This is a genomic window from Acidaminobacterium chupaoyuni (assembly GCF_047936785.1).
Lineage (GTDB): Bacteria > Bacillota > Clostridia > Oscillospirales > Butyricicoccaceae > Acidaminobacterium > Acidaminobacterium chupaoyuni.
The window spans coordinates 2,212,823-2,234,659 of sequence record NZ_CP176394.1 but is presented as its reverse complement, the minus strand read 5'-3'; the positions used below and the strand labels follow the sequence as shown (position 1 = coordinate 2,234,659).

Below are 21,837 nucleotides of genomic sequence, written 5' to 3'. Positions count from 1 at the left end.
GATGCGGTAAAATAAAACCAAACAGAAAGAAATTTCACGCAAAGGAGAAAAGCGCCATGAAAAGAAACGACCGCTGGGAACGCCTGAATGATTTTCTTATCGTGGAAGACGCCTATTTGGCCGCCGAAGAAAAGGCGCGCAGAGCCGCGCAGGAGGACCCCGGCATCGAAGAGCGCATCGAAACGGTCACCCAGGCGATAGAGGAAGAATTTGAAGATTTTCGGCAGATGCTGGAGGAAATTGCGGAAAGCCCCGCGCTCCCCTCTCTGGCCGCGAAAACCATGATTTATCAGATCACCCTGGGGCTGATCGATCGCGGCGAAACAGAGCCCTTTCTGCCTGTGGCAGAAGCGCTGTGCCGCCATTGCGGGCTGGCCTGCGGCCGCGAACAGCTGAGATGCGCCCTGCAATACGGAAAGCCGCTGTTTGAAACCGAGGGGGTGCTGAACGGCGCGCAATGCGGCACTTTCTGGATGACGCTGATCGCCTGTTTTTATCGAGAACTGGGCGCGGAAGAAGAACCGCCCCAGCCTCAGCTGGAAGAAGTTTTTGAACAGGCGGAAAAATTTTATCGGGATTTTGCCGATGAGGGCGCGAAAAATCAACAGTTGGCGCGAAATTTTGAGAGATACCGGAAAGCCTATTATCAACAGCAGCAGGAATGAACCACACCGAACAAAATGAAAACAGCAGGGCCCATGCTTTGAAAGCACGGGCCCTGCTGCTTTTTAGGGAAAAGATTTAAGGGATAGGGAAAAGATTTAAGGGAAAAGATTATTTCATCGGGGTGGTGGCTTTGTTCAGTTCGTCATTGGTCAGCTTTGAAAGTTCGATGACTTTGCCCAGATCAAGCCCCATGGCTTTGGCGGCTCTTTCGCCATATTCTTTATCCGCCAGATAACAATGAACGGCATGGCGATATTTGATATTTTCGGTGACGGGGGCAATATCACCGGCGGTGTTGGCGATCAGAACGGCCTTCTGTTCTTCTGTGAGAACGCGCCACAGGTCGCCGCCCGCGCGGAAATCATCGTTGCTGGGGTCATCCTTGGGGTCATATTGCCACATGGCGCCCTGAATATCCAGCGGCGGTTCCATCACTTCGGGCTGTGCGGCCCAGACGCCGGCGCTGTTGGGGGAATAAGCGGGGGCTCTGCCATAGTTGCCGTCGGTGCGCATTGCGCCGTCGCGATGATAATCGGCTACGCCGCCCTTCACACCCTTGGCCTGGTTGACCGGAATCAGATTATGGTTGACGCCCAGGCGGTAACGCTGCGCATCGCCATAAACGAATAAGCGGCCCTGCAGGAATTTATCGGGCGAGAACCCGATGCCCGGCACAACATGGGCGGGGGTGAACGCCGCCTGCTCCACTTCGGCAAAATAGTTTTCGGGCCAGCGGTTGAGTTCCAGTTCGCCCACTTCAATCAGCGGATATTCGGCGTGACGCCAGATCTTTGTGATATCAAACGGGTTTTCATAGTGGTTTTTGGCCTGTTCTTCCGTCATGATCTGCACATACATCGTCCATTTGGGGAAATCGCCGCGCTGGATGGCTTCAAACAGATCACGCCCTGCGCTTTCGCGGTCAACGGCGTTTTTGGCCGCGGCTTCTTCATTGGTGAGGTTTTTGATGCCCTGCTGGGTTTTGAAATGGAATTTGCACCAGACGCGCTCGTTTTTGGCATTATAGAAAGAGAAGGTATGCTCGCCGAAAAGATGCATGTGGCGGAAGCCGTCGGGAATGCCGCGGTCAGACATCACCACAGTGATCTGGTGGAAGCATTCGGGCAGCAAAGTCCAGAAATCCCAGTTGTTCTGCGCGCTGCGCATGCCGGTATAGGGGTCGCGTTTTACGGCGCGGTTCAAATCGGGGAAATTGTGAACATCGCGGATGAAGAAAGTGGGGGTGTTGTTGCCAACAAGATCCCAGTTGCCCTCTTCGGTGTAAAACTTTATGGCCACGCCGCGGATATCGCGTTCGGCATCGGCCGCGCCGCGTTCGCCCGCCACGGTGGAAAAACGAATAAATACTTCGGTTTCCTTGCCGATTTCAGAAAACACTTTGGCTTTGGTATATTTCGTGATATCATGCGTTACCGTGAATTTGCCATAAGCGCCCCAGCCTTTGGCGTGCATGCGGCGTTCGGGAATCACTTCACGGTCGAAATGCGCAAGTTTTTCCATCAGCCAGACATCCTGCATGACAACAGGGCCGCGAGGGCCGGCGGTGATAGAATTTTCGTTGTCGGCCACCGGTGCGCCCACTTCGTTCGTAAGTTTCTTATAATCTTCCATTTTCCAAACCTCCTTATATGTTTTTTTGTATCTTATGGACAGTATAGAAGCAATTTTTTCCTTTGTCAATAGTAGGAATCAATCCTAATAAAAAATTCATATCTTACTCACAATTTTTTAAAACTTGTCGAAAAAAGCGGCGCTGAAAAAGAAACCGAGATGAAAAATATTGCAATAAAAAAGCACAGGACCGAATCATTCGATCCTGTGCTTTTTTAAAAGTTGCCGCAGGGATGTATCAAGGGGCAATCAGGCTGTTCCAGAACTTCAAGGATTCCGTTTTTGACACCGGCTTTGATGATAAGATAGAGGATGCCCAGGATCACCGCAAGAATGACGATGACCATAACGATATTATCGTTCAGCCAGTTTGAGCAGCCTGAAGGCATGCAGTCGCCTTCCATCACAGTTCCCCCTTTCGACAGATCGGGCTTGCAAAACCGAGGCCCGCAAAACCGAAGAATATTATACTATATGCGCTTTCGGGGAAAATGTGTGGGTAGGGCCGCAAAAATATAAAAAAGCGGAGGCATCTCGATCAGTCATCAATGAGGGTGAAATCATGCCCGCGATAAAGCAGCAGCGCATCGGCGTTTTCGCGGCCATAAGCTTCGGCAAACGCTTCCAGCATCTTGGCGGAAAGAACGGCGCCCTCTGTTTTGTAAATGGCCGTAATCAGCTTTTCAAAGGTGAAATAAATATGCGCACAATGGAAGCGGAAATCACGGATGTTTTCGGGGCGCTTGGGGCGGCTTTGCGAAAGCTTGGCGTCGCGCTGATATTGGATGCAGACTTCATTGCCGCCATAAGACATCTGTGTCACTTCATAACGCAGGGCGGGGTTAAAACCGCGCACGATAGAAATATCCAGGCCGCTGCAATAAAGCATGCCGCCTTCTGCCAGCCCCATTTCTTTATATTGGGAACTCCAGGGGCAGCCCTGAATGGTCATTTTCAAATCGTCGTTTTCGGGCTGCTGGGTGGAACAGCTGTTGGGGTCTTCTGTGACCTCGGGGGTGAAAGCCCATTCGCCATATTCACGGTAAGAAGCAAAATCCAATTCTTTTCCGTCGCGCAAAGCGCGCTGTGCCATGCGCGATCCGCGTTCTTCGGCATATTTGCGTTTGGCAAAATTGAAAACGGCTTCATAATCGTGAAGATCGGCTTCTTTCATCAAGCGATAAAAAGTGGCTGAAATAAAAGCATGCTGGCGTTCGGTAAACATGGCGAAACCTCCTTATATGATGCTGCGGTCGAGCGATCGGTAAATTAATTCTATTATAGAAGGTTGCGAAAGTTTACGCAAGCGCCGCTGAAATTTAAAAAGTGAGAACCATGGAAGACGACGGAAATTTGTGATATAATAATCGCAAAGCGATTATTATACTTTATTTCCCGACCCGCCTACGGCGATGGCAAAAAGCATAACGGAAGATCCAACCAATAAAAAATAAAACACCGGCCGCAGGGCAAAAGCGCGGCATAGATAAATAGTTTGAAAAGCGAGGTTTTCATGATGATGCAGGAAATAACGGCTCAGGCGCGTGAGGCGGTGAGCGAGCTGCTTGAAAAAGCGAAACTGAACGAAGGCGACCTGTTTGTGGTGGGCTGCTCTTCCAGCGAAGTGGGCGGCAAAAAAATCGGTTCCGATTCCAGTGTAGAGCTGGCGCAGGCGGTCTATGAAGGGATCGCGCCGCTTTTGCACGAAAAAGGCATTTGGCTTGCGGCCCAGTGCTGCGAGCATTTGAACCGCGCCCTGATTATCGAAGCGGAATGCGCCAAGCAATATCACCTGCCGCGGGTGAATGTGCGCCCCCAGCCGAAGGCGGGCGGCAGCTTTGCCACCACGGCCTATGAAAGAATGCAGGCGCCTATTGCGGTGGAAAGCCTCTGCGCCCAGGCAAAAGCGGGCATCGATATCGGCGGCACCCTGATCGGCATGCATTTGGCGCCCGTTGCCGTGCCGGTGAGATTATCGCTGGATCACATCGGCTGCGCCGCCATCCTTTGCGCCAGAAGCCGCGCAAAATATATCGGCGGCCCCCGCGCTTTCTATGAAGAAAGCCTGCTTTAAAGCACTGATTTTTTAAAAAGAGAATCCCCGAAGCGGTGCAGCCGTTTCGGGGATTTTTTCATAAAAATGGATAAATCCGTTTTATCGTACAGAAAAGACGGTACGATATGGCTTGCAAAAAGCCGAAGGAACGGAGGGCAAAACATGAGAGAAGATTTTTGCAGAAAGTTAGAGCGTGAATACAGCCGCAGCGACGGCCGCATTTCAGATATTCTGGGGTTGATCGATGAACTGAGAACACCCGAAGAGCCTTGCGACGGCGATTGTGCTTTTTGCGGCAACAGCCGCTGCAAAAGGCGCAAAGGGGGAGCAAAAAAACAGAAAAACAGCGCGGGCGGTCATTCTATCAACGAATGACCGCCCGCGCACCGGAAAGGATAGATAAAGGGTTATGAATGAAATAGGGAGGAATCAAAGGATAAGGGATCAGATCACATGATGTTCTCTTAAAAGCTCTTCCACATCGGTGTGCTCCATTTTTTTCATGGCTTCCTTCAAAACCAGTTTTGCTTTGAAAGGCAGATCCATTTCGTTGAGCGATTTGCCATCGGCAAGCTCCACGGTGGCATCCATCAAAGCGCGGATATCATAAACACTGCCCCAGACTTCGGGCACGCCGCGGTCGATATCAAGCAGGGTATAAACGCTTTCCATACCGGTGCGGATGGAATATTCCGTTGTGAAGATGGTGTCGCGCGGGGTTTCGGCGAATTGGCCGATGAACGCAAAGTTCTTTGAACCGTTGGGCACCACTTTCGGGCGATCGCCCGCGCAGCGGGGCATAAAGAAAGCGGTGATATAAGGCATCATGCAGGGAACGGTGCGGGCGCTGTTGGCGGCCAGATCTTCGATCTGATCGGTGGGCACACCCAGATGATACAGCCATTCCATGCAGATCTCTTTGCCGCTGCATTCACGCATGGGCTTTTTCACATAATCGCCGGGGCGATCGGAGAACAGGCCATAGATCCAGCCCACCAGCTGATCTTTCGGCTGAGAGCGGAACTGGGGCTGGCGGTTGAAAGTCCAGCTGAGCAGCCATGCGGAATCTTTCACGGTGACAATGCCGCCGGTGACCACTTTGCCGCTGAACGGGTCGCGCTTGCAGATCTTCTGGATATAGGGCACGATGCGCTGATCCAGCGTGGTGACCGTGGCAGACATCCAGTTTGTTTTTTCGGGGTCGGAGCAGAATTTTTCGGGATGACCGAAAGAAGTGTCGTTGGCGGCGATGCGGCGCCACAGATCCCAGCCGCAGCCGTCTTCGATGGCGGTATGCATCTCGGCGGGGTGATCCTGGTCGCCATAAGAGGAATTTTCCACACAGCCGCCGTTGGTGATGAACAGCAGATCGTTTTCGGTCAGCGGAATATCCAGTTTGCTGCCGCCGCGGATGCAGTGGATGCAGGTGGCCAGTTTTTCAACAGGCTCGATCTCAAAATCGATATCCACCACCTTGGTGTCATATTCAAACACAACACCGTGGGCTTTCAAATAATGCACCATCGGCAGGATCATCGATTCATACTGGTTATATTTTGTGAAGCGAAGGGCCTTGAAATCGGGCAGACCGCCCACATGATGCACGAATCTTTGCAGGTAAAGCTTCATTTCCAAAGCCGAATGCCAGTTTTCAAAAGCAAACATGGTGCGCCAGTAAAGCCAGAAATTCGATTTCAACACTTCATCGGTGAACACCTGATCGATGCGCAGATCATAAAGATCTTCGTTGGGGGTCATAAACAGCTTGGCGATCTCCATCGAAGCCTTTTCGGAAAGCGCGAATTTGCCGTCGGTGTGGGCATCCTGCCCCTGTTTTTCGGTGGCGCGGCAAAGGGAATAGTTGGGGTCGGCCTTGTTGAGCCAGTAATATTCATCCAAAACAGAAACGCCTTCGGTTTCGATGGAAGGGATGGAGCGCATCAGATCCCACATACACTCAAAATGGTTATCCATCTCGCGCCCGCCGCGCATCACAAAGCCCAACTGGGGATATTCATAACCATCGCAGGCACCGCCGGGGATCGGATCTTTTTCGAGAATATGAATGTGGCTGCCCTCCATCTGGCCGTCGCGGAGGAGGAAACAGGCCGCGGATAAGGCGGCAAGGCCCGAACCGATGAGATAAGCGGATTTATTTTCCACGCCTTCCGGCTTTAAAGGGCGGGCAAACGCTTCGTAATTACCACTGGAATAATACATAACAAAACCTCCATTTTCATTTGATCGTTCAGATCAACATGTATTTTTCTTTGTTGTGAACATCATAATGCGGCGGCAAAAATGAAACAACAGACAAAAGATTTTGTTTGCCAAAGAATCATACATCCGGCTTGTTTTGATGAAAAATGATACATTACGGGCAATGTGTCTGGATTTTAGCGCCATTCGGCTATAAAAAAATCAGTGCGCTTTTTAGGCGCACTGATTGGATGACGGAAAGATTTTGTATCACCGAAAAACCGAGCGAAAAATCACGATTGGGCGGCCGCCGGTTCGGGTTCGGCCAGCTGAAGCGCCGCGGCCCTGCCATCGGTAATCACTTCAAGCACTTTTCTTTTGCGGAAAATGACCATGCACAGCAGAGTGCGGATGATCTGATCCAGCGCGATGGCCACCCAGATGAAAGCGATGTTCCAATGGAGCCACTTGCCGAAGATCAAAGCCATGGGCACACGAACGCACCATATGCCGATGAAAGAGATCACCATGGGCGTGTTGCGATAACCCGCGGCGCGCATCGTTCCGTTATAGGCCTTGTTCAGATCCTGCGGGATCTGGGCAAACCCCATGATGGAAACATAAACCATGCCCAGCGCACGGATATCCGCTTTATCGGTGAGGATCTTCATAAAGCTGCCGGCACAGGTGAAAAGCAATACCGTTGCCAGAACGCCGGTGTAGAACGAAAATTTGCGCATCTGGCGGAAATACAGCCGATAAAGGGTATCATCGCCTTCGCCGATGGCGCGGGCGGCCAGCGAGGTGGAAGCGGTGACAAAGCCGATGCCGGGCATTTCACAGATCATTTCGGCTTGCAGGCCGATCTGGTAAGCGGCGAAATAAGCGCTGCCATAGCCGAGGATCACATTGCTGAGCACAATGGCCGAAAGCTGCCAGAAAACATTTTCGCAGGCGGCGGGCACACCCGTTTTATAAATTTCTTTCAAGCAGGGCAGATCCACGGTGAAAAAAGATTGGCCGTGGTGTTCCTGCGCGCAATAGCCGTTTTTGGTATAAAGCAAAAATGTGCCGGTGAGCCCGCCCACAGCCCAGGAAACTACGGTGCTGATGGCGGCGCCTGTGAGCCCCAAAGCAGGGAAAGGCCCCAGACCGAAAATCAGAACAAAGCCCACGATGATATTGACGCAGTTCATTAAAACGGCGATGAACATCGGCGTTCGCGTGTTGCCATGGCCGTTATAAGCGGCCGCGTTCACCGAAGAAAGCGCCATGAACGGAACGGCAAATATCGCGATGCGGGCAAACCGCCGCGCGGCATCCAGCAAGGCCGCATCCTGCGTGAACAGATGAAGGATCGGCGAAAAAAAAAGCAGGGTGAGCGCCACGCAAAGGAATGAAGCGGGGATCGCCGTGAGATAAGTCTGCTCCACCGTGCGGCGGCATTGATCGAATTTATGCTGGCCATAGCGCAGCGCCACAATGACGGTGGCCCCCACGCCGATGCCCTTGAAAAGGGCCCAATAGGTGTTCGTGATGCGGTTGCCGATGCCTTGGGCAGAGATATCATCCGCCATCAGACGGCCGATCATCGCGGTGGTGATCACGCCGGCAGACATCTGCAAAATATTCTCTATCACAATGGGCAGCACCATGCGAAAAATATCGCTGTTGACCTGTTTCTTCTCCATATATTGCAAAATCCTCCGTGTAAGAAATGCTCTCGCAAATCCATACTATCATAACGCGGCAGATGTAGCAAGTTGAGAAAATAAACGAAGTTTCACAGCGGCATTTGGAAGTATTTTTTTCGAAAATTTATGAAAATAAGGCGTTTTCCGCATTATTTTTTCCAAAACGCAAGGAACGGTATCAGAGAAAACAAGCAAAAAGTGAATTTTTTCCTGATTTTATTCATGGCCTGAACCATAGGTTTATTCTGGTAATTTTACGCCGCTTTTTTCAAGCAGGCCATGCTGCAGGCAAAGGGCCAGTTCCAGCGTTCGTTTTCGGCCATCCGGGTCGAGAACATCGGCATAGGCCCCATAGCGCCGCAAAATTTTGCAGGGGCCGAAGCTTTTGTGAAAAACAAAAGTGCCCGCGGGGAAATCGGATTCTTTCAAAACTGCCTCTTGCCGCGCTTCGGGCCGCATGGAGATCTGGGTGGGCTTGGTCAGCGTGGGGCGCAGGGGCTTTTTTTCGGATGCCGTGCCCATCAGCTGAGGGATGAAGCGCGAAACGGGTTTGGCGGGCCGGCCGAAAGAAGCGCGGCAGCTGATGATCTCAAGCCGGTCTTTGGCGCGGGTGGCCGCCACATAAAAAAGCCGCCGTTCTTCTTCGAAAACCTGCCGTTCTTCGGGGGTCATCCGTTCTTCGGGGGTTTCTGCCGCGGCGGGCAGAATGCCTTCTGTCATATCGATCAGAAAAACATGGTCATATTCCAGCCCTTTGCTGGAATGGATGGTGGAAAGATGAAACAGGCAGGGCTCCCCCGGCAGGCCGCCCTGGCGAACAGTTTCTTTCAGCTCTTCCAGATGATCGAGAAAAGTTTCCTGACACGGGTTCTGGGCGGCCAGCGAAAGCAGGATCTCGGCCTTTTTCCAATCGCCGCCCTGCTTTTCAAGATAATCGCCATAGCCCATCGATTGAAGAATGGCGGTCAGCGCCTCGAAGCTGGTTTGGCGGGGCATCGCTTCAAAGCATCGCTGCAGCGCCTTCACTTTTTCAACGGCCCATGTTTCTTTCAGCAGGCCGCTGTCGAGCAAAATATGCAGCACGCCGTTTCGCTGGCCCGCGGGGTGGCTTTTCAAAGCGCGGATCAGGGTCTCTTTTTTGATCTTGAAATCGAGCTTATAAATGATCTCCATAAAAAGCGATTGATCGGCGGGGCGGCGCGAAAACAGCAGGATGTTGGAAAGATCGCGAACGACGGGGTGTGAAAAAAACGAGAGTTCGGGCTGGCGGCAGTGATAGGGGATCTTTTGCTGCTGCAGCAGATCGATCAGCGGCAGGGCGCTTTCGTTGTTGCGATATAACACCGCCGTGGTGCAGGAGCAATTCTGCGCGATCTTGGCCAGATAGGCGGCCTGATTCTTTTGATCTTCTAAAAACCGGTGAAAAAGCGGCTGGCCCCCGGCGCGGGCGGCGCGCATGGTTTTGGGGCGGCGGTTTTGATTGCGGCGGATGAGCGCATCGGCCCGCTGAACAATGGGCGGAACCGAGCGGTAATTGGTTTCCATCAATAAAACATGGCCGCCGGGATGATCTTTTTCAAAGCGCATCAGCGCTTCGGGATAGGCGGCGCGAAAACCATAAATGCTCTGGTCTTCATCGCCCACCATGAAAAGATTTTCATGGGTCTCGGCCAGCTTTGCGAGGATCTTATGCTGGATGAAAGAAGTATCCTGCGCTTCGTCTACGCTGATATAGCGCCAGCGTTCGCAGAAAAACGCCGCCAGATCGGGGAATTTTTGCAAAATGCCATAGGCGATCACCAGCTGGTCGTCAAAATCCATCAGCCGCCGGTGGGTCAGGGCTGAACAATAGCTTTGATAAAAAGCGGGAAAATCCACGCCTTCCACCGCGATCTGGGCGATTTCGGAAGCGGAAAGCATTTTATTTTTGCAATAGGAAAGGCGCGTGCGCAGATCTTTGATCTGGGAGTCGGTGGGGGCGCAGTGGGTCTGGCGCTGAAAAAGTTCGCGCAGCAGAGCGCCGCTCTGCGCTTCGGAAGAAAGCAGCTGAAACGGCTGGCGCTCATAGCGCCGCGCGTATTCCGCAATGATGGAAGCGCAGATGGCGTTGATGGTGCGAAAAGCCAGCCGGTCGGCCAGATCCCGGCCAAAAAGCTCAGCAAAACGCCGCCGCATATCTTTTGTGGCGGCGACGGTATAAGTGACGGTGAGCAGCCGGTCGGGGCTGACATTTTTGCCGAAGATCAGATAGCCCAGCCTCGCCACCAGAACGGTGGTCTTGCCGCTGCCGGGAACGGCCAGCAGCAAAGCGGGGCCATCTGTCCGGCAGACGGCGGCTTCCTGCTGCGGGTTGAGCCTCAGGGAATAAGCCGCCTTAAATTCGGGAAAAGTCATCATGCCGTGGGCCCATCCGTTTCGTCATCTTCGTTTTCATAAAGCTCATCCAGCGTGGCGAAAGAATACCCCTGCTCGATCCAGATGGGCAGCACCTTTTCAAGCGCCTCAATGGTGCGCGCGGGCGCGCCGTTGCGGCCGCGGCCGTCATGCAGGCAGACGATATCGTTTTCATGGGCACGGCGCAGCAGCTTTCGGGCAATGGTGCCCGAAGTGGTGTTGGCGCGCCAGTCTTCAGCCATCACATCCCAATAAACCATGTGCAGGTGGTTGCGCTGCACATTCGAAGGCGAAAACAGGTTGATCTTTCCCCAAGGCGGGCGATAAAAGCCGATATGAACGCCCAGCTCGTCAAAAATCTGAAGGGAACGGTCGAAATCCAGCTGGGTGTCATGCCGCAGATTGATCCAGGCATCCTGATGGCGGCAGGAGTGCATCCCGATCAGGTGGCCCTCTTCACGGATGCGCCGGATCAGTTCGGGGTTTTCTTCGGCGAATTCAGCCACCGAAAAAAAGGTGGCGTGAATATGATAAAGCCGCAGAAGATCCAGCAGTTTGCCGGTATATTCGGCATTCGGCCCGTCATCAAAGGTGAGATAGATCACTTTGCCGCTGCCGCTGGGGCGCTTGGAATGAAACGCGCGGCGGCTGAAAAAAGTGGGGACGGCCCCATACATGGAAAACGCCAGAGTGAGCAGTGAGATCGTGCGTGGATAGAACATGAGAAAAGCTCCTTTATCTTTGAGAAACATCCTTTAAAACAAAACGGTTTTTTGAAAATTCCAGCAGGCCCTCTTCGCGCATTTTGCCCAGCTCATTGGAAAGGGCGCTGCGGTCAACGCTTAAATAATCCGCCAGCTGCTGGCGGTTGAAGGGAATGGTGAAAGCATCCGCATTCTGCCGAACCGATTGTGCCGACAGATAGGCCAAAAGGCGGCCGCGGATGGATTTGGAAGAAGTATATTGGATGCGCTGGGAAAGCTCGAGGTTTTTGCGGGCGGTGGCCCCCACCAGATTGGCGATCAGCCGGCTGTGGTGGCCGCAGGGGCAGGCGCAGGGCGAAAAGATCTGCTGCGCATCCAGCCATAAAACATGGCAGTCTTCATCAGCCGCCGCGTTGACGATCAGCGGCTCGCGGGGCAGACAGGCATAGGCTTCGGCAAAGATCTGCCACGGGAAAACATGGCTTAAAATATTTTTGTTGCCCCAGACATCATCCATTTCGATATTGACGCCTCCCGCAAGCACCACGCCGATATGACGGGTGGCGCTGCCGGCATGCAGCAGCAGCTCGCCTTTTTCATAATGCTTTTCGGCGGCGTGAAGGCAGGGCAGGATCTTTTCGGTTTCTTCGGGGCTGATGCCCTGGAACAAAACCGTTTTTGAAAGAGAAACAAAATCCATAAGACCATCCTTTTGTTGTTATAACAACAGACATATCGTGTTTATTATAGTATTTTTAATACAACAAATCAAGAAAAGGAGAACGAACAAATGATTCGTAAGATTATTCATATTGACAGTGAAAAATGCAACGGCTGCGGCGCCTGCGCTGCGGCATGCCACGAAGGCGCCATCGGCATGAAAGAGGGCAAGGCGGTTTTGATGCGCGATGATTATTGTGATGGCCTGGGCGATTGCCTGCCCGCCTGCCCCACCAACGCCATCAGCTTTATCGAGCGTGAAGCCGCGGAATATGACGCCGAAGCCGTCAAGCGCGCCCAGAACGCAGCCAAGGCGCCCGCAGGGGGATGCCCCGGCAGCCGCAGCCGCGTTTTAGAGCACCGCGCCGCATCGGCACAGCCCGCCGCGGAAAAGCAGGAATCCGAACTGATGCAGTGGCCTGTGCAGATCAAGCTGGCCCCCATTCATGCGCCTTATTATGAAAACGCCAACCTGCTGATCGCGGCCGATTGCACCGCCTATGCCTATGCCAACTTCCACCGCGATTGGATGCGCGGCAGGATCACGCTGATCGGATGCCCCAAGCTCGACAGTGTGGATTATTCCGAAAAGCTGACGGAAATTTTAAAGCAGAACAAGATCAAAAGCTTAACGGTCGTCCGCATGGAAGTTCCCTGCTGCGGCGGGCTGGAACACGCCGCCACACAGGCGCTGAAGGATAGCGGCAAGTTTATCCCCTGGCGCGTGGTCACTTTTACAACGCAAGGCGAAATTTTGGAATAAAAGCCGCCTGAAAGCAGCAAACTATGAAAAAAGATTGATAAAGCGGGTCTTGAAGGCTTTTTTTGTCGGGAAATATCTGCTATAATAAGCAAATATATAGAACACAAAAACAGCCGGGGCGTCTGCTTCCCGCAGGGGCCATGGCAACAAGATCATGCAAGAGGGAATCCTTTATGAAAAAGTTACTGCTGCTGTATAATCCCAGAGCGGGCAGAGCACACATCGCCCGCAACCTTGATTCGATCCTTCAAAAATTCTGCAAAGCAGGATATGAGCCCATTGTTTATCCCACCATCGAGGGCATGGGCGCAGAAGAAGTGTTAGACGCACGGGGTGTGGAAGGAATAGACCTTGTGGTGTGCTGCGGCGGCGATGGAACCTTGCATCACGCTGTGAACGGGTTATTGAAATATCCCGATGCGCCGCCGCTGGGTTATCTGCCGGCGGGCAGCACCAATGATTTTGCCGCTTCGCTGGGGCTTCCCAAAACCATCGACGGGGTGGTGAATACCATCATCAAAGGTTCGCCCAAAGCCTTGGATGTGGGCGATTTCAGTGGGCAGGTCTTCAATTATGTGGCGGCATTCGGCGCTTTTGCGGCGGTGTCTTATTCTACCACCCAGAGCTCTAAAAATTCCATGGGCCATTTGGCTTATATCATGGAAGGCTTGAGAAATCTGCCTTTGGGGCAGGTCTATCACGCCAAGGTGGAAGTGAACGACCAGGTGTTTGAAGATGATTATATTTTCGGCACTGTCTGCAACACAAACTATATCGGCGGCTTTTCGATGGCGGGCACGGTGGATACCATGCTGGATGACGGGCAGTTCGAAGTGCTGCTGATCAAATCGCCTCAGAATGTGCTGGAATTGAACGCATTGCTGGCAAAGCTGCTGGCCCGCGATTTCGATAATGAATATATGTCCATGACTCAGACGGATCATGTGAAGTTTACTTTTCAGCAGCCCATCGCCTGGACTTTAGACGGCGAGTTTGGCGGGGAAACCGAAGAAGTGGAAATCAGTGTGCGCCCCGGCGCGCTGAAAATGCAGCTATAAATTTAAAACAGAAAAAGATGAAAAAACGGCAGGGCCGGCGTGATTTTTCACGCCGGCCCTGCCGTTTCTTTGCCATGCAGCCGTTTCAAAAGAGAAGCGGCGGAAATTCTGAAAACGCATGCCGTGATGCGGCCAACTGCTTTTTGATGGGATGAAAACAGGCAGGTCATCGTGTGTTTTGCTTTTTTTATGGGGCGATGACCTGCCCGATATCAGCCATGATACAGACCGATTGCGCAGCGATCCGATCGGGAACACCGGAAGACCGAGCGTTGATGCTGAAGAAGCGCGCTTCGGGGTTGAGCCGCGTCATGCGCCAAAAGGGGAACTTGATGATGCCGGGGGTGTTGAAGCCCACGCCCAGTTCCAGATAAACCACGCGGCCAACAGCATGCGCATCCAAAAAGGCATGGTATCGGCTCTGCGCCGCATGCCAGCCCGCATCTTCCACAAAGGTGTCATCGGCGCGCAGATTCATGGCCATGGGGCGGCCGCAGACGGGGCAGCGGGGAACAAGCGCCGAGGGAACGCGAAGGTCTTTCTGCTCGGCGACCATCCGCCGCACGGTTTCTTCATTGTCATAGGTCTGCGCATGGCATGGCTGGGAGCATTGCCACAAGCCATAATCGCCCTGCATATAAAAAAGCCGCTGCTTATCGAAACCGGCTTTTTGAAATTGATGATCCACATTGGTGGTCAGCACGAAATAATCTTGATCGCGCACCAGCTTTAACAGGTCGTCATAAACGGGTTTGGGCGCGGGCACATAGCGGTTCAGCCAGATATGGCGGCTCCAATAGGCCCATTGTTCCTCCGGTGTGGGGAAGGGGTAAAAGCCCGCCGTATACATATCGGTCAGTGGATAGGCCGCGATGAAATCGGTGAAGTTTTGCCGGAACCTTTCGCCGGAATAAGTGAAGCCCGCCGAAGCGGAAAGCCCTGCGCCCGCGCCGATCACCACGGCATCTGCCTGCGTCAGCGCCTGTTTCAACTGCTCAGTCTGCGCCGAGAAGTCTTTGATAGATTTTGAAATCGGTATCTTTGAAAACATTGAAAATCACCTTGATATCCCTGCCGTGACTGCATAGAAATTCGCGGGCCGCCGCCACGGCGATTTCAGCGGCTTCCCGGTTGGGAAAATGAAATTCGCCGGTGGAGATGCAGCAAAACGCAACGCTTTGCAGATGATGCGTTGCCGCCAGATGCAGGCAGGCATCATAGCAGTTTTTCAGTTCCCGCCGGTTCTGCTCAGTCACAGCGCCCCGCACAATTGGCCCCACCGTGTGAAGCACATAGCGGCAGGGCAGGGCGAAGGCTTTTGTGAGCTTTGCCTGCCCGGTGGGTTCTTCACCGCCCTGTGCGCGGATGAGGCGGGCGCACTCATCGCGCAGCTGAAGCCCCGCCGCAGAGTGGATCGCGTTATCGATGCAGCCGTGGCACGGGATGAAACAGCCCAATAACGCGGAATTGGCCGCGTTGACGATGGCGTCTGCGGCAAGGCGCGTGATATCGCCCTGCCAGAGATAAAGGTTTGGCTCCCGGGTGGGCGGCAGAGTTTCAACATGGATGACGCCTTTTTCCGCGGTTTCGGCGGCAAGCAGGGCATCCTGCACGGCGAGAAATTCGCCGCTTAACGGCAGCGGCGGCCGCAAATTCATCAGGCTGCGCAGAAGCCGTCGCTGAGAAGCTGCATCCGCCGGAAATCGGGCGGCCTCTTCCCGGTATTGCGGCATCTCGGCCAGCAGCCGGTCGATCAAAAATCGGATCTGTTCTGTTCGTGTCATAGGCTATCTCTTTTCGATGGCTTTTGCCGGGCAGATTTCAAAGCATCTGCCGCAATGCAGGCAATGTTCCTGCGCGATCACGGCCGGTTTTTGCGAAACATTGATGCATTTTTGCGGGCAGACAGAGCGGCAGAGCTTACAGCCGATGCATCCGTTCCCCACGAAATATCCGCCGGGGGTTTCCTGCGCTCCACCAAAGGAAAAACGCTCGCGGAAGATCGGTTTTTGCGACAGATCAAAAAATTCGCCGCTGCCTTCACAGATTTGAAAAACGGTCAGCGCCGCGCGGCTTTTTTCATCGGGATAGATCTCGGCCATATAGGGGTTTGTTTCAAAGATCTTCGGCAAAAGCGCCGGGCCCAGTTCACGAACCCGGCCGCGCACGGTAACGGATTTTGAAGACATGGTGTCGCCGCCCGTGAAACCTGTGAGGGAGACCCTGTCATGCGCTTTGAGCCGGGCATAAAATGCCTTACCTTTGGCGGTGAGAAAATATAAGCCGTTTCCATCGGCCAGCATCATATCGATGACGCAGGTGAACGGCTCTCCGTTTTCATCCACGGTTCCAAACACCACCGAATGGATTTCGTTTTGCAGATATCGCAGATAGCTTTGCGCATCCATAAGAACACCTTCCTTTTAGAACTGGGCGTGGAATTTTCGCACGGCGCAGGAAAATCAAAACAGCCGCAAAGCCCCGGTGTCGGCGGTCTGCCTGATCTTAAAGGTCATATTCACAAGGAGGTTCGCCGGAAAAATCCGCAAGGACGGCATGGGCATCTCCCAGATAGAACACTTCGAAAATGGGGTTTTCCGCTGTCTGATACTGGCCCTTGACGATGGGGTTCTGCATGCAGCGTTCCTTGACGGCGCGGTTATTTTCAAAAATGGTTCTGCCGCTCAGGCGGATCCAGGCATAAGACGGGCTGGAAACGGAAAGCTGGATATTCGGGTTCGCCTGCATATCTTTATAGACCTCTTTGGTGCTGTTGGTGCAGAACCAGAGCTTGCCGTCATATTCTGCCGCGAACATGAACGGGCGGCATTTGGCCTTGCCGTCACGGCCGACGGTGGCGAGATACTGCACGGGGTTTTCCTGCAAAAATTTTACGACTTCATTCATAATGTTTTTCCTCCGATGATGGTTTCTTGTTTGAAAATGTCTTGCACTTTTGTTTGACAAGGCTATAATAAATCCGTAGCGACAAACTGTAAAGTAAGCACTTTATTGTGCCGTAGTTTCCAAATAGATACTATTAGATTTAAGGAGGAACTTTCATGGAAGAAACGAAAGACTTTTTAAAAATCTGTGCAAAAGAGCTGCCGCCCTGCCCGGTGGAAACCACACTGATGCTTATTTCAGACCGCTGGAAGGTACTGATTCTGCGCGACCTGATGCCGGGGACGAAGCGGTTCGGCGAGCTGAAAAACTCTATCGGGCATGTGACGCAGAAAGTGCTGACGGCCAACCTGCGCGAGATGGAAGCGCGGGGCCTGCTCAGCCGTAAGGTTTATGCGGAAGTGCCCCCGCGGGTGGAATATACGCTGACCGATCTCGGTTACAGCCTCAAGCCGATCCTGGACGCCATGCGGGATTGGGGCGAGCAATATAAGGCATCCGTGGATCGATAAGCAGAAAAGGCGGTGGCGCAACAGCGCGGTTTTTGGATGTGAAAACGGTGCCTGCGGCCCGTTGAACCGAAAAAATCAGGCGGTCGGGCAGTTCTCTCATAAAAAGGGCCTGCTGCAAACGGAATGGCCGGGGCCGTTCCGTTTGCAGCAGGCCCTGTCTGTTTTGAGAACGGCCGCTCAAAGAACTGTGACCACGGTTTTGAGGCCGTGTTTTTGCTGAAAAGGCCACAATATTACGCTGGAGAGCCAGCTTTCGGCTTTCGCCGCAGAGCGCCCGCGAAGGTTGCGCCCTTAATGCTTATCATGGCGTGAAGTTTGCAGCAAAACAGATTCCAGCCGGTTCAAATCGATGGGTTTGGTGATGTAATCATTCATGCCGGATTTTCGGCTTTGCTTAACAGATTCCACAAAGGCATCCGCCGTCATGGCGATGATGGGGATCGTTTTCGCATCGGAACGAGCCATCCGGCGAATCTGTTCCGATGCTGCGTAACCATCCATGACCGGCATCTGAATATCCATCAGAATGGCGAGGTATTCGTTTTCTTTCGATCCGGCGAAAGCCTCTGCCGCCCGCGCGCCGTTTTCTGCGTGATCCACCTCAAGACCCAGAGATTCCAGCATTCGAACCGCGATTTCGGTGTTGATCTCATTGTCTTCCGCCAAAAGCACTTTTCCTTTCAGAAGGCCGCCGGAAGAGGCCCGGAGTTGCTTCTTCTTTTCACGCGCTTCCATCTGCTCTGCGGCGGCCACCGGAAGGACCACGCTGACGGTGATGGATGTTCCGGCGCCGGGGCTGCTCTGAACGGTAATGTTTCCGCCCATCAGATCGATGATCCGTTTCACGATCGCAAGCCCAAGCCCCGTTCCTTTGGCCGAAAGATTGCCGCGATTGACGGAATCCTCCTGTGTAAAGGCTTCAAACATTCTGCTTTGGAATTCTTTACTCATCCCGATGCCCGTATCGCTGACGGTATAGGCGCATCTGATTTTTCCGCCGTCAAGCAGTTCGCTTTTGGAAGTATAAGTGATCCTGCCGCCTTCCGGGGTATATTTTACCGCGTTGGAAATAATGTTGAGCGCGACCTGATTATAGCGAACTCGATCTACGATCACACCGGCGTTTTTGGGGATGTCGGATTGTATCACGAAATCGATATGCTTCTGCTGGCACATGGGCTCGAAAATGCTGCGTATGCTGCTGATGAATTCATGGAAGGGATAGCATTCGGGATACAGCTCCACTTTTCCGCTGTCGATTTTGGAAATATCCAGGATATCATTGATGAGCGACAGCAGGAACTGGCTGGATGCCGAAATCTTTTCGATATCGCTTAAAAGCTTCTTTTTGTCCTCCGCATCTTCTTTTGCAAATTCCGTCATGCTGATGATGGCGCTGATGGGGGTGCGGATGTCGTGACTGATGCGGGAAACGAAGTCTGTTTTGGCGCGGTTGGCAAGCTCTGCCTGATGCAGCGCATCCTGCATCTGGGATAGCCGTTTCTGCTCTTTGGTATAAGCTTCGGTGATATCTTCCTGAATCATCAGGATTTCTGTTTTTCCCTCGTCAAACCATTTCAGCTTGATCTGTTTTTTCGATCTTTGCGAAGAATTTCCGACGAAATCATAATGGATCAGAAGCTCGTTTTCCGTTTTCAGCTTTTCCGTAACGGCTTCCGGCGAAAGCTGTTCACAAAAGGCCTGCCGGTTTTCAGGGGCAAGAAAAGAAGTCAGCTTTTCCAACGCCGCCCGACAATCGACATTTTCGGGATCGCCGATGATTTTTTCTTTCCAGATCCCGTCGAAAATTTCGATCTTCCACGCGCAGACATCGATCAGGCCAATGTAATCGCAGCCGTGGCTGGCCATGGAATTGAGCATTTTTTCGTTCTTTTTCTGCTTTGTGATCTCAATGACGGTGCTGAAATCTTCGATATCGCCGGTATCGGGGTTGGCGACCAGATCGTTGATGGCCCGGAACCAGCGGATCTGCCCTTCTGTGGGCTTCACCCGTGAGCGAACCGGATATTCCGCCGTGAGCTGTCGGATGCCTTGCTTATATTTTTGAATCAGCCCCGCGCAGTGATATTCTTTCAGAATTTCCAGTTTGATCTGCTCATCCGCCGTGCTTTCGGCCACCGCACGAAAATGCAGATCAGCCGTTTCCGTTTTCAATTCATTGGTTACCTGCGGATCAATGGCGGAACCGGAAACCAGCTTGTTCTGTGAAAGGTTCAGCCGGTAACTGGCAATGCCGCCCAGATTCTTCAGCTCGGAAACCTGAGCGAGCAGGCTTCTGTAATTGGTTTGCGCCTGCTTTTCATCGGTGCAGTTGATGGCGGAGCAGTAGACCATTTTGAGTTCGTGGTTCAGGTCGTAAATGGGGCGGCCGGTCACTTTCCACCAAACGGTTTCACCATTGACGGTGCTGCTGTATTCGCAGGAGGTCCCTTGGGAACCCAATTGATCCAGATCGAACAGCTTCAGAAAATCTTTGCGGAATTCCTTATCCACCATGCCAATAATGGAATCTGGGACATTTTCGATGACGGGGGGCATTCCGATCTTTTCGCAGACGGATCTGGTATAAGGGTTATCCATGCGATAATGAACGGTCTTTGTTTTGGGGTCATAATCCCACAGCATCTGCTTGGCGTCTTCGATGGCCATGCTATACATCTGGTTCATCCGGTTGAGGGAAATTTCGGCGTTTTTTTCTTCCGTTACATCCTTGATGTAAACGATGACCGCATCCTGCATGCACCAGGTCACATTTCTCGATGTCACGAGGCTCCAGGTCTGGTTTTGTTCATCAAAGGCATATTTCTCGTGGATTTCCGTGTCGTTATCGGGATGGAGGCAGGGGCAGTTTTGGCATGGCGCATCCAAACCGAAAAGCAGGGAATAACAGGTTCGATCCAGCATATCTTTTTCTTTGATCTTTTTGGTGGTGAAAAGTTTATCGTTGGCATAAAGCAGCTGCATGGAATGCCGGTCGAGCACCACGGTAATGCGGTCTGAATTATCCAAGATCGTTTCAAAAATTCCGCCTTCCCGCGATACATTCGCGAACCGGGCGATGATGATCGGATCTCCGTCCATGCTTCCGCAGGGGTGCGCATCCACATGCACCCAGTCGAACCCCTTTTTATTGCTGAAGACACGGTAATAATAATCTAATTTTTCCCCGGTCACGATGCAGGAAAGGGTGGCGGCGGCAAGGCCTTTCCGATCTTGCGGCAAGGCGAGATCCATGGCGTCTTTTTCTGTGATCTTGAGGTATTCTTGCCGTGACATGCCCAGAAGATCAGGGATATTTTCTGAAAGAAAGAGAGTTTCAAGCTTTCCGCCTCGGACACGGTAAATCGCCGTATCCACCGGGAAAAACGCGGTGAACCCCCGCAGCATTTCCTCTGTCAGTTTAATCATTACGACCCCTCGCTTCTTTTGTGTTGTTAACGGGAGCAGGCGGAAGACACAACGGCTTTTTCGGGAGGATCAGCCTGGCAAAATGGCCGTTCATCCGGCTTTGCGGCATTTTTGAACATCATCGGTAAAACGGTTTGCCATAACCGCAATAATCGGAATCGCTTTTGCATCCGCCATTTTTTCGCCGCTCATACGATCTCATTCATGCTGTAAATCGGGAACTGCAGCATCCTCTTTTGCAGAAAGCAGCAATTCGACTTGCCGCATATATTTTTGAACTGCGATTTCAGGCCGGAACAGTTCTCGCAGCGTTTCGTCGCACATCGTAAAGGCGATCTGTTCTCTGATGCCATACAAGGCCAAGGTTATGCTTCTTGCATCGATCAGGCTTGCTTCCATGTTTCTTGTGATGGAACCATCCCGCAGCCCTTTGTTAAAGGCGCTTTGCAGCTGATCCATGACGGTTTGCCAATTCCCCGCAAGCGGCGAATTCCCCTCATTTTGGGATGCGCGGCTTAAAATATGCTGCATCTGCGCGGCACAAAAAATCACATCCGCCATCTCTACCGCTTTGCTGTAGATCACTTCGACGATCGCCAAAACCTGCCCGGCGCCGGTTTTGCGCCGATAGCGATCCGAAGAAAAGAACCGGTTCATTTCTTCCAGTTCTTCCGCAACGCTGCAATCCAGCACCGCCGCGATCAAATCGTTTTTTGTGCGGTAATAGTTCTGCACAGAGCGAAGGCTGAGCCCGGCTTCCCGCGCGATCATTTCAAAGGATGTGTTTTCTACGCCGTTTTTCACAAACAGCTTCATAGCCTTGGATAAAACGGTCTGTTTGTTTTGCTGGCGAATCATTTCGTTAGGCATATCTTTCCTCGGTTCCTACTTGTTTCGTAAACTATGAAAGATTATGCATTCATTATAAGCGCATGATTTGCTCTTTTCAACACACTTCGGTATTCTTTTCAAAGAAAACGATTCCGGGTGAAAACGGGCCGTCGGCAGCCGTTTTCAAGGCGAGAACGACCGACAGGCAATTCAGCAAAAAACATCTTTTTGCCGCCGGATGGGCAGCCATGTTTTCAAATGGGGAAAAGTCCGTA

20 protein-coding genes are annotated in these 21,837 nt (G+C 52.5%); 6 read left to right on the top strand and 14 right to left on the bottom strand.

Translation table 11 applies throughout. From position 1 onward, the window contains the following. Nucleotides 1-56 precede the first annotated feature (56 nt). Nucleotides 57-665, top strand: coding sequence for a hypothetical protein (locus tag ACJA3I_RS10725; RefSeq protein ID WP_458862590.1), 609 nt, complete (start codon nucleotides 57-59; stop codon nucleotides 663-665). A 109-nt stretch (nucleotides 666-774) separates the two neighbouring features. Here ACJA3I_RS10725 and ACJA3I_RS10720 read toward each other — a convergent pair whose 3' ends face one another. The 3 genes from ACJA3I_RS10720 to ACJA3I_RS10710 all read right to left on the bottom strand — a co-directional run bounded on the left by ACJA3I_RS10720 (nucleotide 775) and on the right by ACJA3I_RS10710 (nucleotide 3,523). Beyond that, on the bottom strand, nucleotides 775-2,298 hold the full coding sequence (locus tag ACJA3I_RS10720; RefSeq protein WP_458862589.1) for a catalase: 1,524 nt from the start codon (nucleotides 2,296-2,298) through the stop codon (nucleotides 775-777). 215 nt (nucleotides 2,299-2,513) lie between these two features. Continuing rightward, nucleotides 2,514-2,702 carry a hypothetical protein gene (locus ACJA3I_RS10715; protein WP_458862588.1) on the bottom strand — a complete coding sequence of 63 codons (189 nt, stop codon included), beginning with the start codon at nucleotides 2,700-2,702 and terminating at the stop codon, nucleotides 2,514-2,516. A gap of 134 nt (nucleotides 2,703-2,836) precedes the next feature. After that, a complete protein-coding gene (locus ACJA3I_RS10710; RefSeq protein ID WP_458862587.1) occupies nucleotides 2,837-3,523 on the bottom strand; it encodes an L-2-amino-thiazoline-4-carboxylic acid hydrolase in 687 nt (228 codons plus the stop codon). 291 nt (nucleotides 3,524-3,814) lie between these two features. Between ACJA3I_RS10710 and ACJA3I_RS10705 the strand changes: the two genes are divergently transcribed. Further along, on the top strand, nucleotides 3,815-4,372 hold the full coding sequence (locus ACJA3I_RS10705) for a TIGR01440 family protein (RefSeq protein ID WP_458863850.1): 558 nt from the start codon (nucleotides 3,815-3,817) through the stop codon (nucleotides 4,370-4,372). 144 nt (nucleotides 4,373-4,516) lie between these two features. After that, entirely contained in the window at nucleotides 4,517-4,729 is a 213-nt protein-coding gene (locus ACJA3I_RS10700) for a hypothetical protein (protein WP_458862586.1), read from the top strand. A gap of 69 nt (nucleotides 4,730-4,798) precedes the next feature. On the opposite strand, the gene ACJA3I_RS10695 is transcribed toward ACJA3I_RS10700, so the two are convergent. The 5 genes from ACJA3I_RS10695 to ACJA3I_RS10675 form a co-directional block, all read right to left on the bottom strand. Further along, the gene (locus ACJA3I_RS10695; RefSeq protein ID WP_458862585.1) at nucleotides 4,799-6,574 is read right to left on the bottom strand and encodes an oleate hydratase; all 1,776 of its coding nucleotides are present in this window, start codon (nucleotides 6,572-6,574) and stop codon (nucleotides 4,799-4,801) included. A 272-nt stretch (nucleotides 6,575-6,846) separates the two neighbouring features. Then, nucleotides 6,847-8,244 carry an MATE family efflux transporter gene (locus tag ACJA3I_RS10690; protein ID WP_458862584.1) on the bottom strand — a complete coding sequence of 466 codons (1,398 nt, stop codon included), beginning with the start codon at nucleotides 8,242-8,244 and terminating at the stop codon, nucleotides 6,847-6,849. Nucleotides 8,245-8,487: 243 nt separating this feature from the next. Beyond that, nucleotides 8,488-10,644, bottom strand: coding sequence for an ATP-dependent helicase (locus ACJA3I_RS10685; RefSeq protein WP_458862583.1), 2,157 nt, complete (start codon nucleotides 10,642-10,644; stop codon nucleotides 8,488-8,490). Continuing rightward, complete coding sequence (locus ACJA3I_RS10680; RefSeq protein ID WP_458862582.1) at nucleotides 10,641-11,363, bottom strand: polysaccharide deacetylase family protein; 723 nt, start codon at nucleotides 11,361-11,363, stop codon at nucleotides 10,641-10,643. Before ACJA3I_RS10680 ends, ACJA3I_RS10685 begins: the two co-directional genes overlap by 4 nt. A gap of 13 nt (nucleotides 11,364-11,376) precedes the next feature. After that, on the bottom strand, nucleotides 11,377-12,045 hold the full coding sequence (locus tag ACJA3I_RS10675) for a Crp/Fnr family transcriptional regulator (protein ID WP_458862581.1): 669 nt from the start codon (nucleotides 12,043-12,045) through the stop codon (nucleotides 11,377-11,379). 90 nt (nucleotides 12,046-12,135) lie between these two features. Between ACJA3I_RS10675 and ACJA3I_RS10670 the strand changes: the two genes are divergently transcribed. Together ACJA3I_RS10670 and ACJA3I_RS10665 are read left to right on the top strand one after the other, a co-directional pair. After that, a complete protein-coding gene (locus ACJA3I_RS10670; RefSeq protein ID WP_458862580.1) occupies nucleotides 12,136-12,828 on the top strand; it encodes an ATP-binding protein in 693 nt (230 codons plus the stop codon). Between the two features lie 173 nt (nucleotides 12,829-13,001). Beyond that, complete coding sequence (locus ACJA3I_RS10665; protein ID WP_458862579.1) at nucleotides 13,002-13,886, top strand: diacylglycerol/lipid kinase family protein; 885 nt, start codon at nucleotides 13,002-13,004, stop codon at nucleotides 13,884-13,886. 187 nt (nucleotides 13,887-14,073) lie between these two features. On the opposite strand, the gene ACJA3I_RS10660 is transcribed toward ACJA3I_RS10665, so the two are convergent. The 4 genes from ACJA3I_RS10660 to ACJA3I_RS10645 all read right to left on the bottom strand — a co-directional run bounded on the left by ACJA3I_RS10660 (nucleotide 14,074) and on the right by ACJA3I_RS10645 (nucleotide 16,793). Continuing rightward, complete coding sequence (locus ACJA3I_RS10660; protein WP_458862578.1) at nucleotides 14,074-14,937, bottom strand: SIR2 family NAD-dependent protein deacylase; 864 nt, start codon at nucleotides 14,935-14,937, stop codon at nucleotides 14,074-14,076. Then, nucleotides 14,882-15,670 carry a protein-ADP-ribose hydrolase gene (locus ACJA3I_RS10655; protein WP_458862577.1) on the bottom strand — a complete coding sequence of 263 codons (789 nt, stop codon included), beginning with the start codon at nucleotides 15,668-15,670 and terminating at the stop codon, nucleotides 14,882-14,884. Before ACJA3I_RS10655 ends, ACJA3I_RS10660 begins: the two co-directional genes overlap by 56 nt. A gap of 3 nt (nucleotides 15,671-15,673) precedes the next feature. Then, nucleotides 15,674-16,294: a pyridoxamine 5'-phosphate oxidase family protein gene (locus ACJA3I_RS10650; RefSeq protein WP_458862576.1), complete on the bottom strand. Its 621-nt coding sequence runs from the start codon at nucleotides 16,292-16,294 to the stop codon at nucleotides 15,674-15,676. A gap of 97 nt (nucleotides 16,295-16,391) precedes the next feature. Continuing rightward, nucleotides 16,392-16,793, bottom strand: coding sequence for a pyridoxamine 5'-phosphate oxidase family protein (locus tag ACJA3I_RS10645; RefSeq protein ID WP_458862575.1), 402 nt, complete (start codon nucleotides 16,791-16,793; stop codon nucleotides 16,392-16,394). Between the two features lie 155 nt (nucleotides 16,794-16,948). Here ACJA3I_RS10645 and ACJA3I_RS10640 point away from each other — a divergent pair, with 155 nt between their 5' ends. Continuing rightward, nucleotides 16,949-17,302 carry a winged helix-turn-helix transcriptional regulator gene (locus ACJA3I_RS10640; RefSeq protein ID WP_458862574.1) on the top strand — a complete coding sequence of 118 codons (354 nt, stop codon included), beginning with the start codon at nucleotides 16,949-16,951 and terminating at the stop codon, nucleotides 17,300-17,302. 291 nt (nucleotides 17,303-17,593) lie between these two features. On the opposite strand, the gene ACJA3I_RS10635 is transcribed toward ACJA3I_RS10640, so the two are convergent. Together ACJA3I_RS10635 and ACJA3I_RS10630 are read right to left on the bottom strand one after the other, a co-directional pair. Continuing rightward, complete coding sequence (locus ACJA3I_RS10635; protein WP_458862573.1) at nucleotides 17,594-20,731, bottom strand: ATP-binding protein; 3,138 nt, start codon at nucleotides 20,729-20,731, stop codon at nucleotides 17,594-17,596. Between the two features lie 198 nt (nucleotides 20,732-20,929). Continuing rightward, on the bottom strand, nucleotides 20,930-21,601 hold the full coding sequence (locus ACJA3I_RS10630) for a TetR/AcrR family transcriptional regulator (protein ID WP_458862572.1): 672 nt from the start codon (nucleotides 21,599-21,601) through the stop codon (nucleotides 20,930-20,932). Nucleotides 21,602-21,837: the final 236 nt, after the last annotated feature.

Coding starts and splice junctions, on each gene's coding strand:
- ACJA3I_RS10725 (WP_458862590.1), top strand. CDS start 57: ATGAAAAGAAACGACCGCTGGGAACGCCTGAATGATTTTCTTATCGTG.
- ACJA3I_RS10720 (WP_458862589.1), bottom strand. CDS start 2,298: ATGGAAGATTATAAGAAACTTACGAACGAAGTGGGCGCACCGGTGGCC.
- ACJA3I_RS10715 (WP_458862588.1), bottom strand. CDS start 2,702: ATGGAAGGCGACTGCATGCCTTCAGGCTGCTCAAACTGGCTGAACGAT.
- ACJA3I_RS10710 (WP_458862587.1), bottom strand. CDS start 3,523: ATGTTTACCGAACGCCAGCATGCTTTTATTTCAGCCACTTTTTATCGC.
- ACJA3I_RS10705 (WP_458863850.1), top strand. CDS start 3,815: ATGATGCAGGAAATAACGGCTCAGGCGCGTGAGGCGGTGAGCGAGCTG.
- ACJA3I_RS10700 (WP_458862586.1), top strand. CDS start 4,517: ATGAGAGAAGATTTTTGCAGAAAGTTAGAGCGTGAATACAGCCGCAGC.
- ACJA3I_RS10695 (WP_458862585.1), bottom strand. CDS start 6,574: ATGTATTATTCCAGTGGTAATTACGAAGCGTTTGCCCGCCCTTTAAAG.
- ACJA3I_RS10690 (WP_458862584.1), bottom strand. CDS start 8,244: ATGGAGAAGAAACAGGTCAACAGCGATATTTTTCGCATGGTGCTGCCC.
- ACJA3I_RS10685 (WP_458862583.1), bottom strand. CDS start 10,644: ATGATGACTTTTCCCGAATTTAAGGCGGCTTATTCCCTGAGGCTCAAC.
- ACJA3I_RS10680 (WP_458862582.1), bottom strand. CDS start 11,363: ATGTTCTATCCACGCACGATCTCACTGCTCACTCTGGCGTTTTCCATG.
- ACJA3I_RS10675 (WP_458862581.1), bottom strand. CDS start 12,045: ATGGATTTTGTTTCTCTTTCAAAAACGGTTTTGTTCCAGGGCATCAGC.
- ACJA3I_RS10670 (WP_458862580.1), top strand. CDS start 12,136: ATGATTCGTAAGATTATTCATATTGACAGTGAAAAATGCAACGGCTGC.
- ACJA3I_RS10665 (WP_458862579.1), top strand. CDS start 13,002: ATGAAAAAGTTACTGCTGCTGTATAATCCCAGAGCGGGCAGAGCACAC.
- ACJA3I_RS10660 (WP_458862578.1), bottom strand. CDS start 14,937: ATGTTTTCAAAGATACCGATTTCAAAATCTATCAAAGACTTCTCGGCG.
- ACJA3I_RS10655 (WP_458862577.1), bottom strand. CDS start 15,670: ATGACACGAACAGAACAGATCCGATTTTTGATCGACCGGCTGCTGGCC.
- ACJA3I_RS10650 (WP_458862576.1), bottom strand. CDS start 16,294: ATGGATGCGCAAAGCTATCTGCGATATCTGCAAAACGAAATCCATTCG.
- ACJA3I_RS10645 (WP_458862575.1), bottom strand. CDS start 16,793: ATGAATGAAGTCGTAAAATTTTTGCAGGAAAACCCCGTGCAGTATCTC.
- ACJA3I_RS10640 (WP_458862574.1), top strand. CDS start 16,949: ATGGAAGAAACGAAAGACTTTTTAAAAATCTGTGCAAAAGAGCTGCCG.
- ACJA3I_RS10635 (WP_458862573.1), bottom strand. CDS start 20,731: ATGATTAAACTGACAGAGGAAATGCTGCGGGGGTTCACCGCGTTTTTC.
- ACJA3I_RS10630 (WP_458862572.1), bottom strand. CDS start 21,601: ATGCCTAACGAAATGATTCGCCAGCAAAACAAACAGACCGTTTTATCC.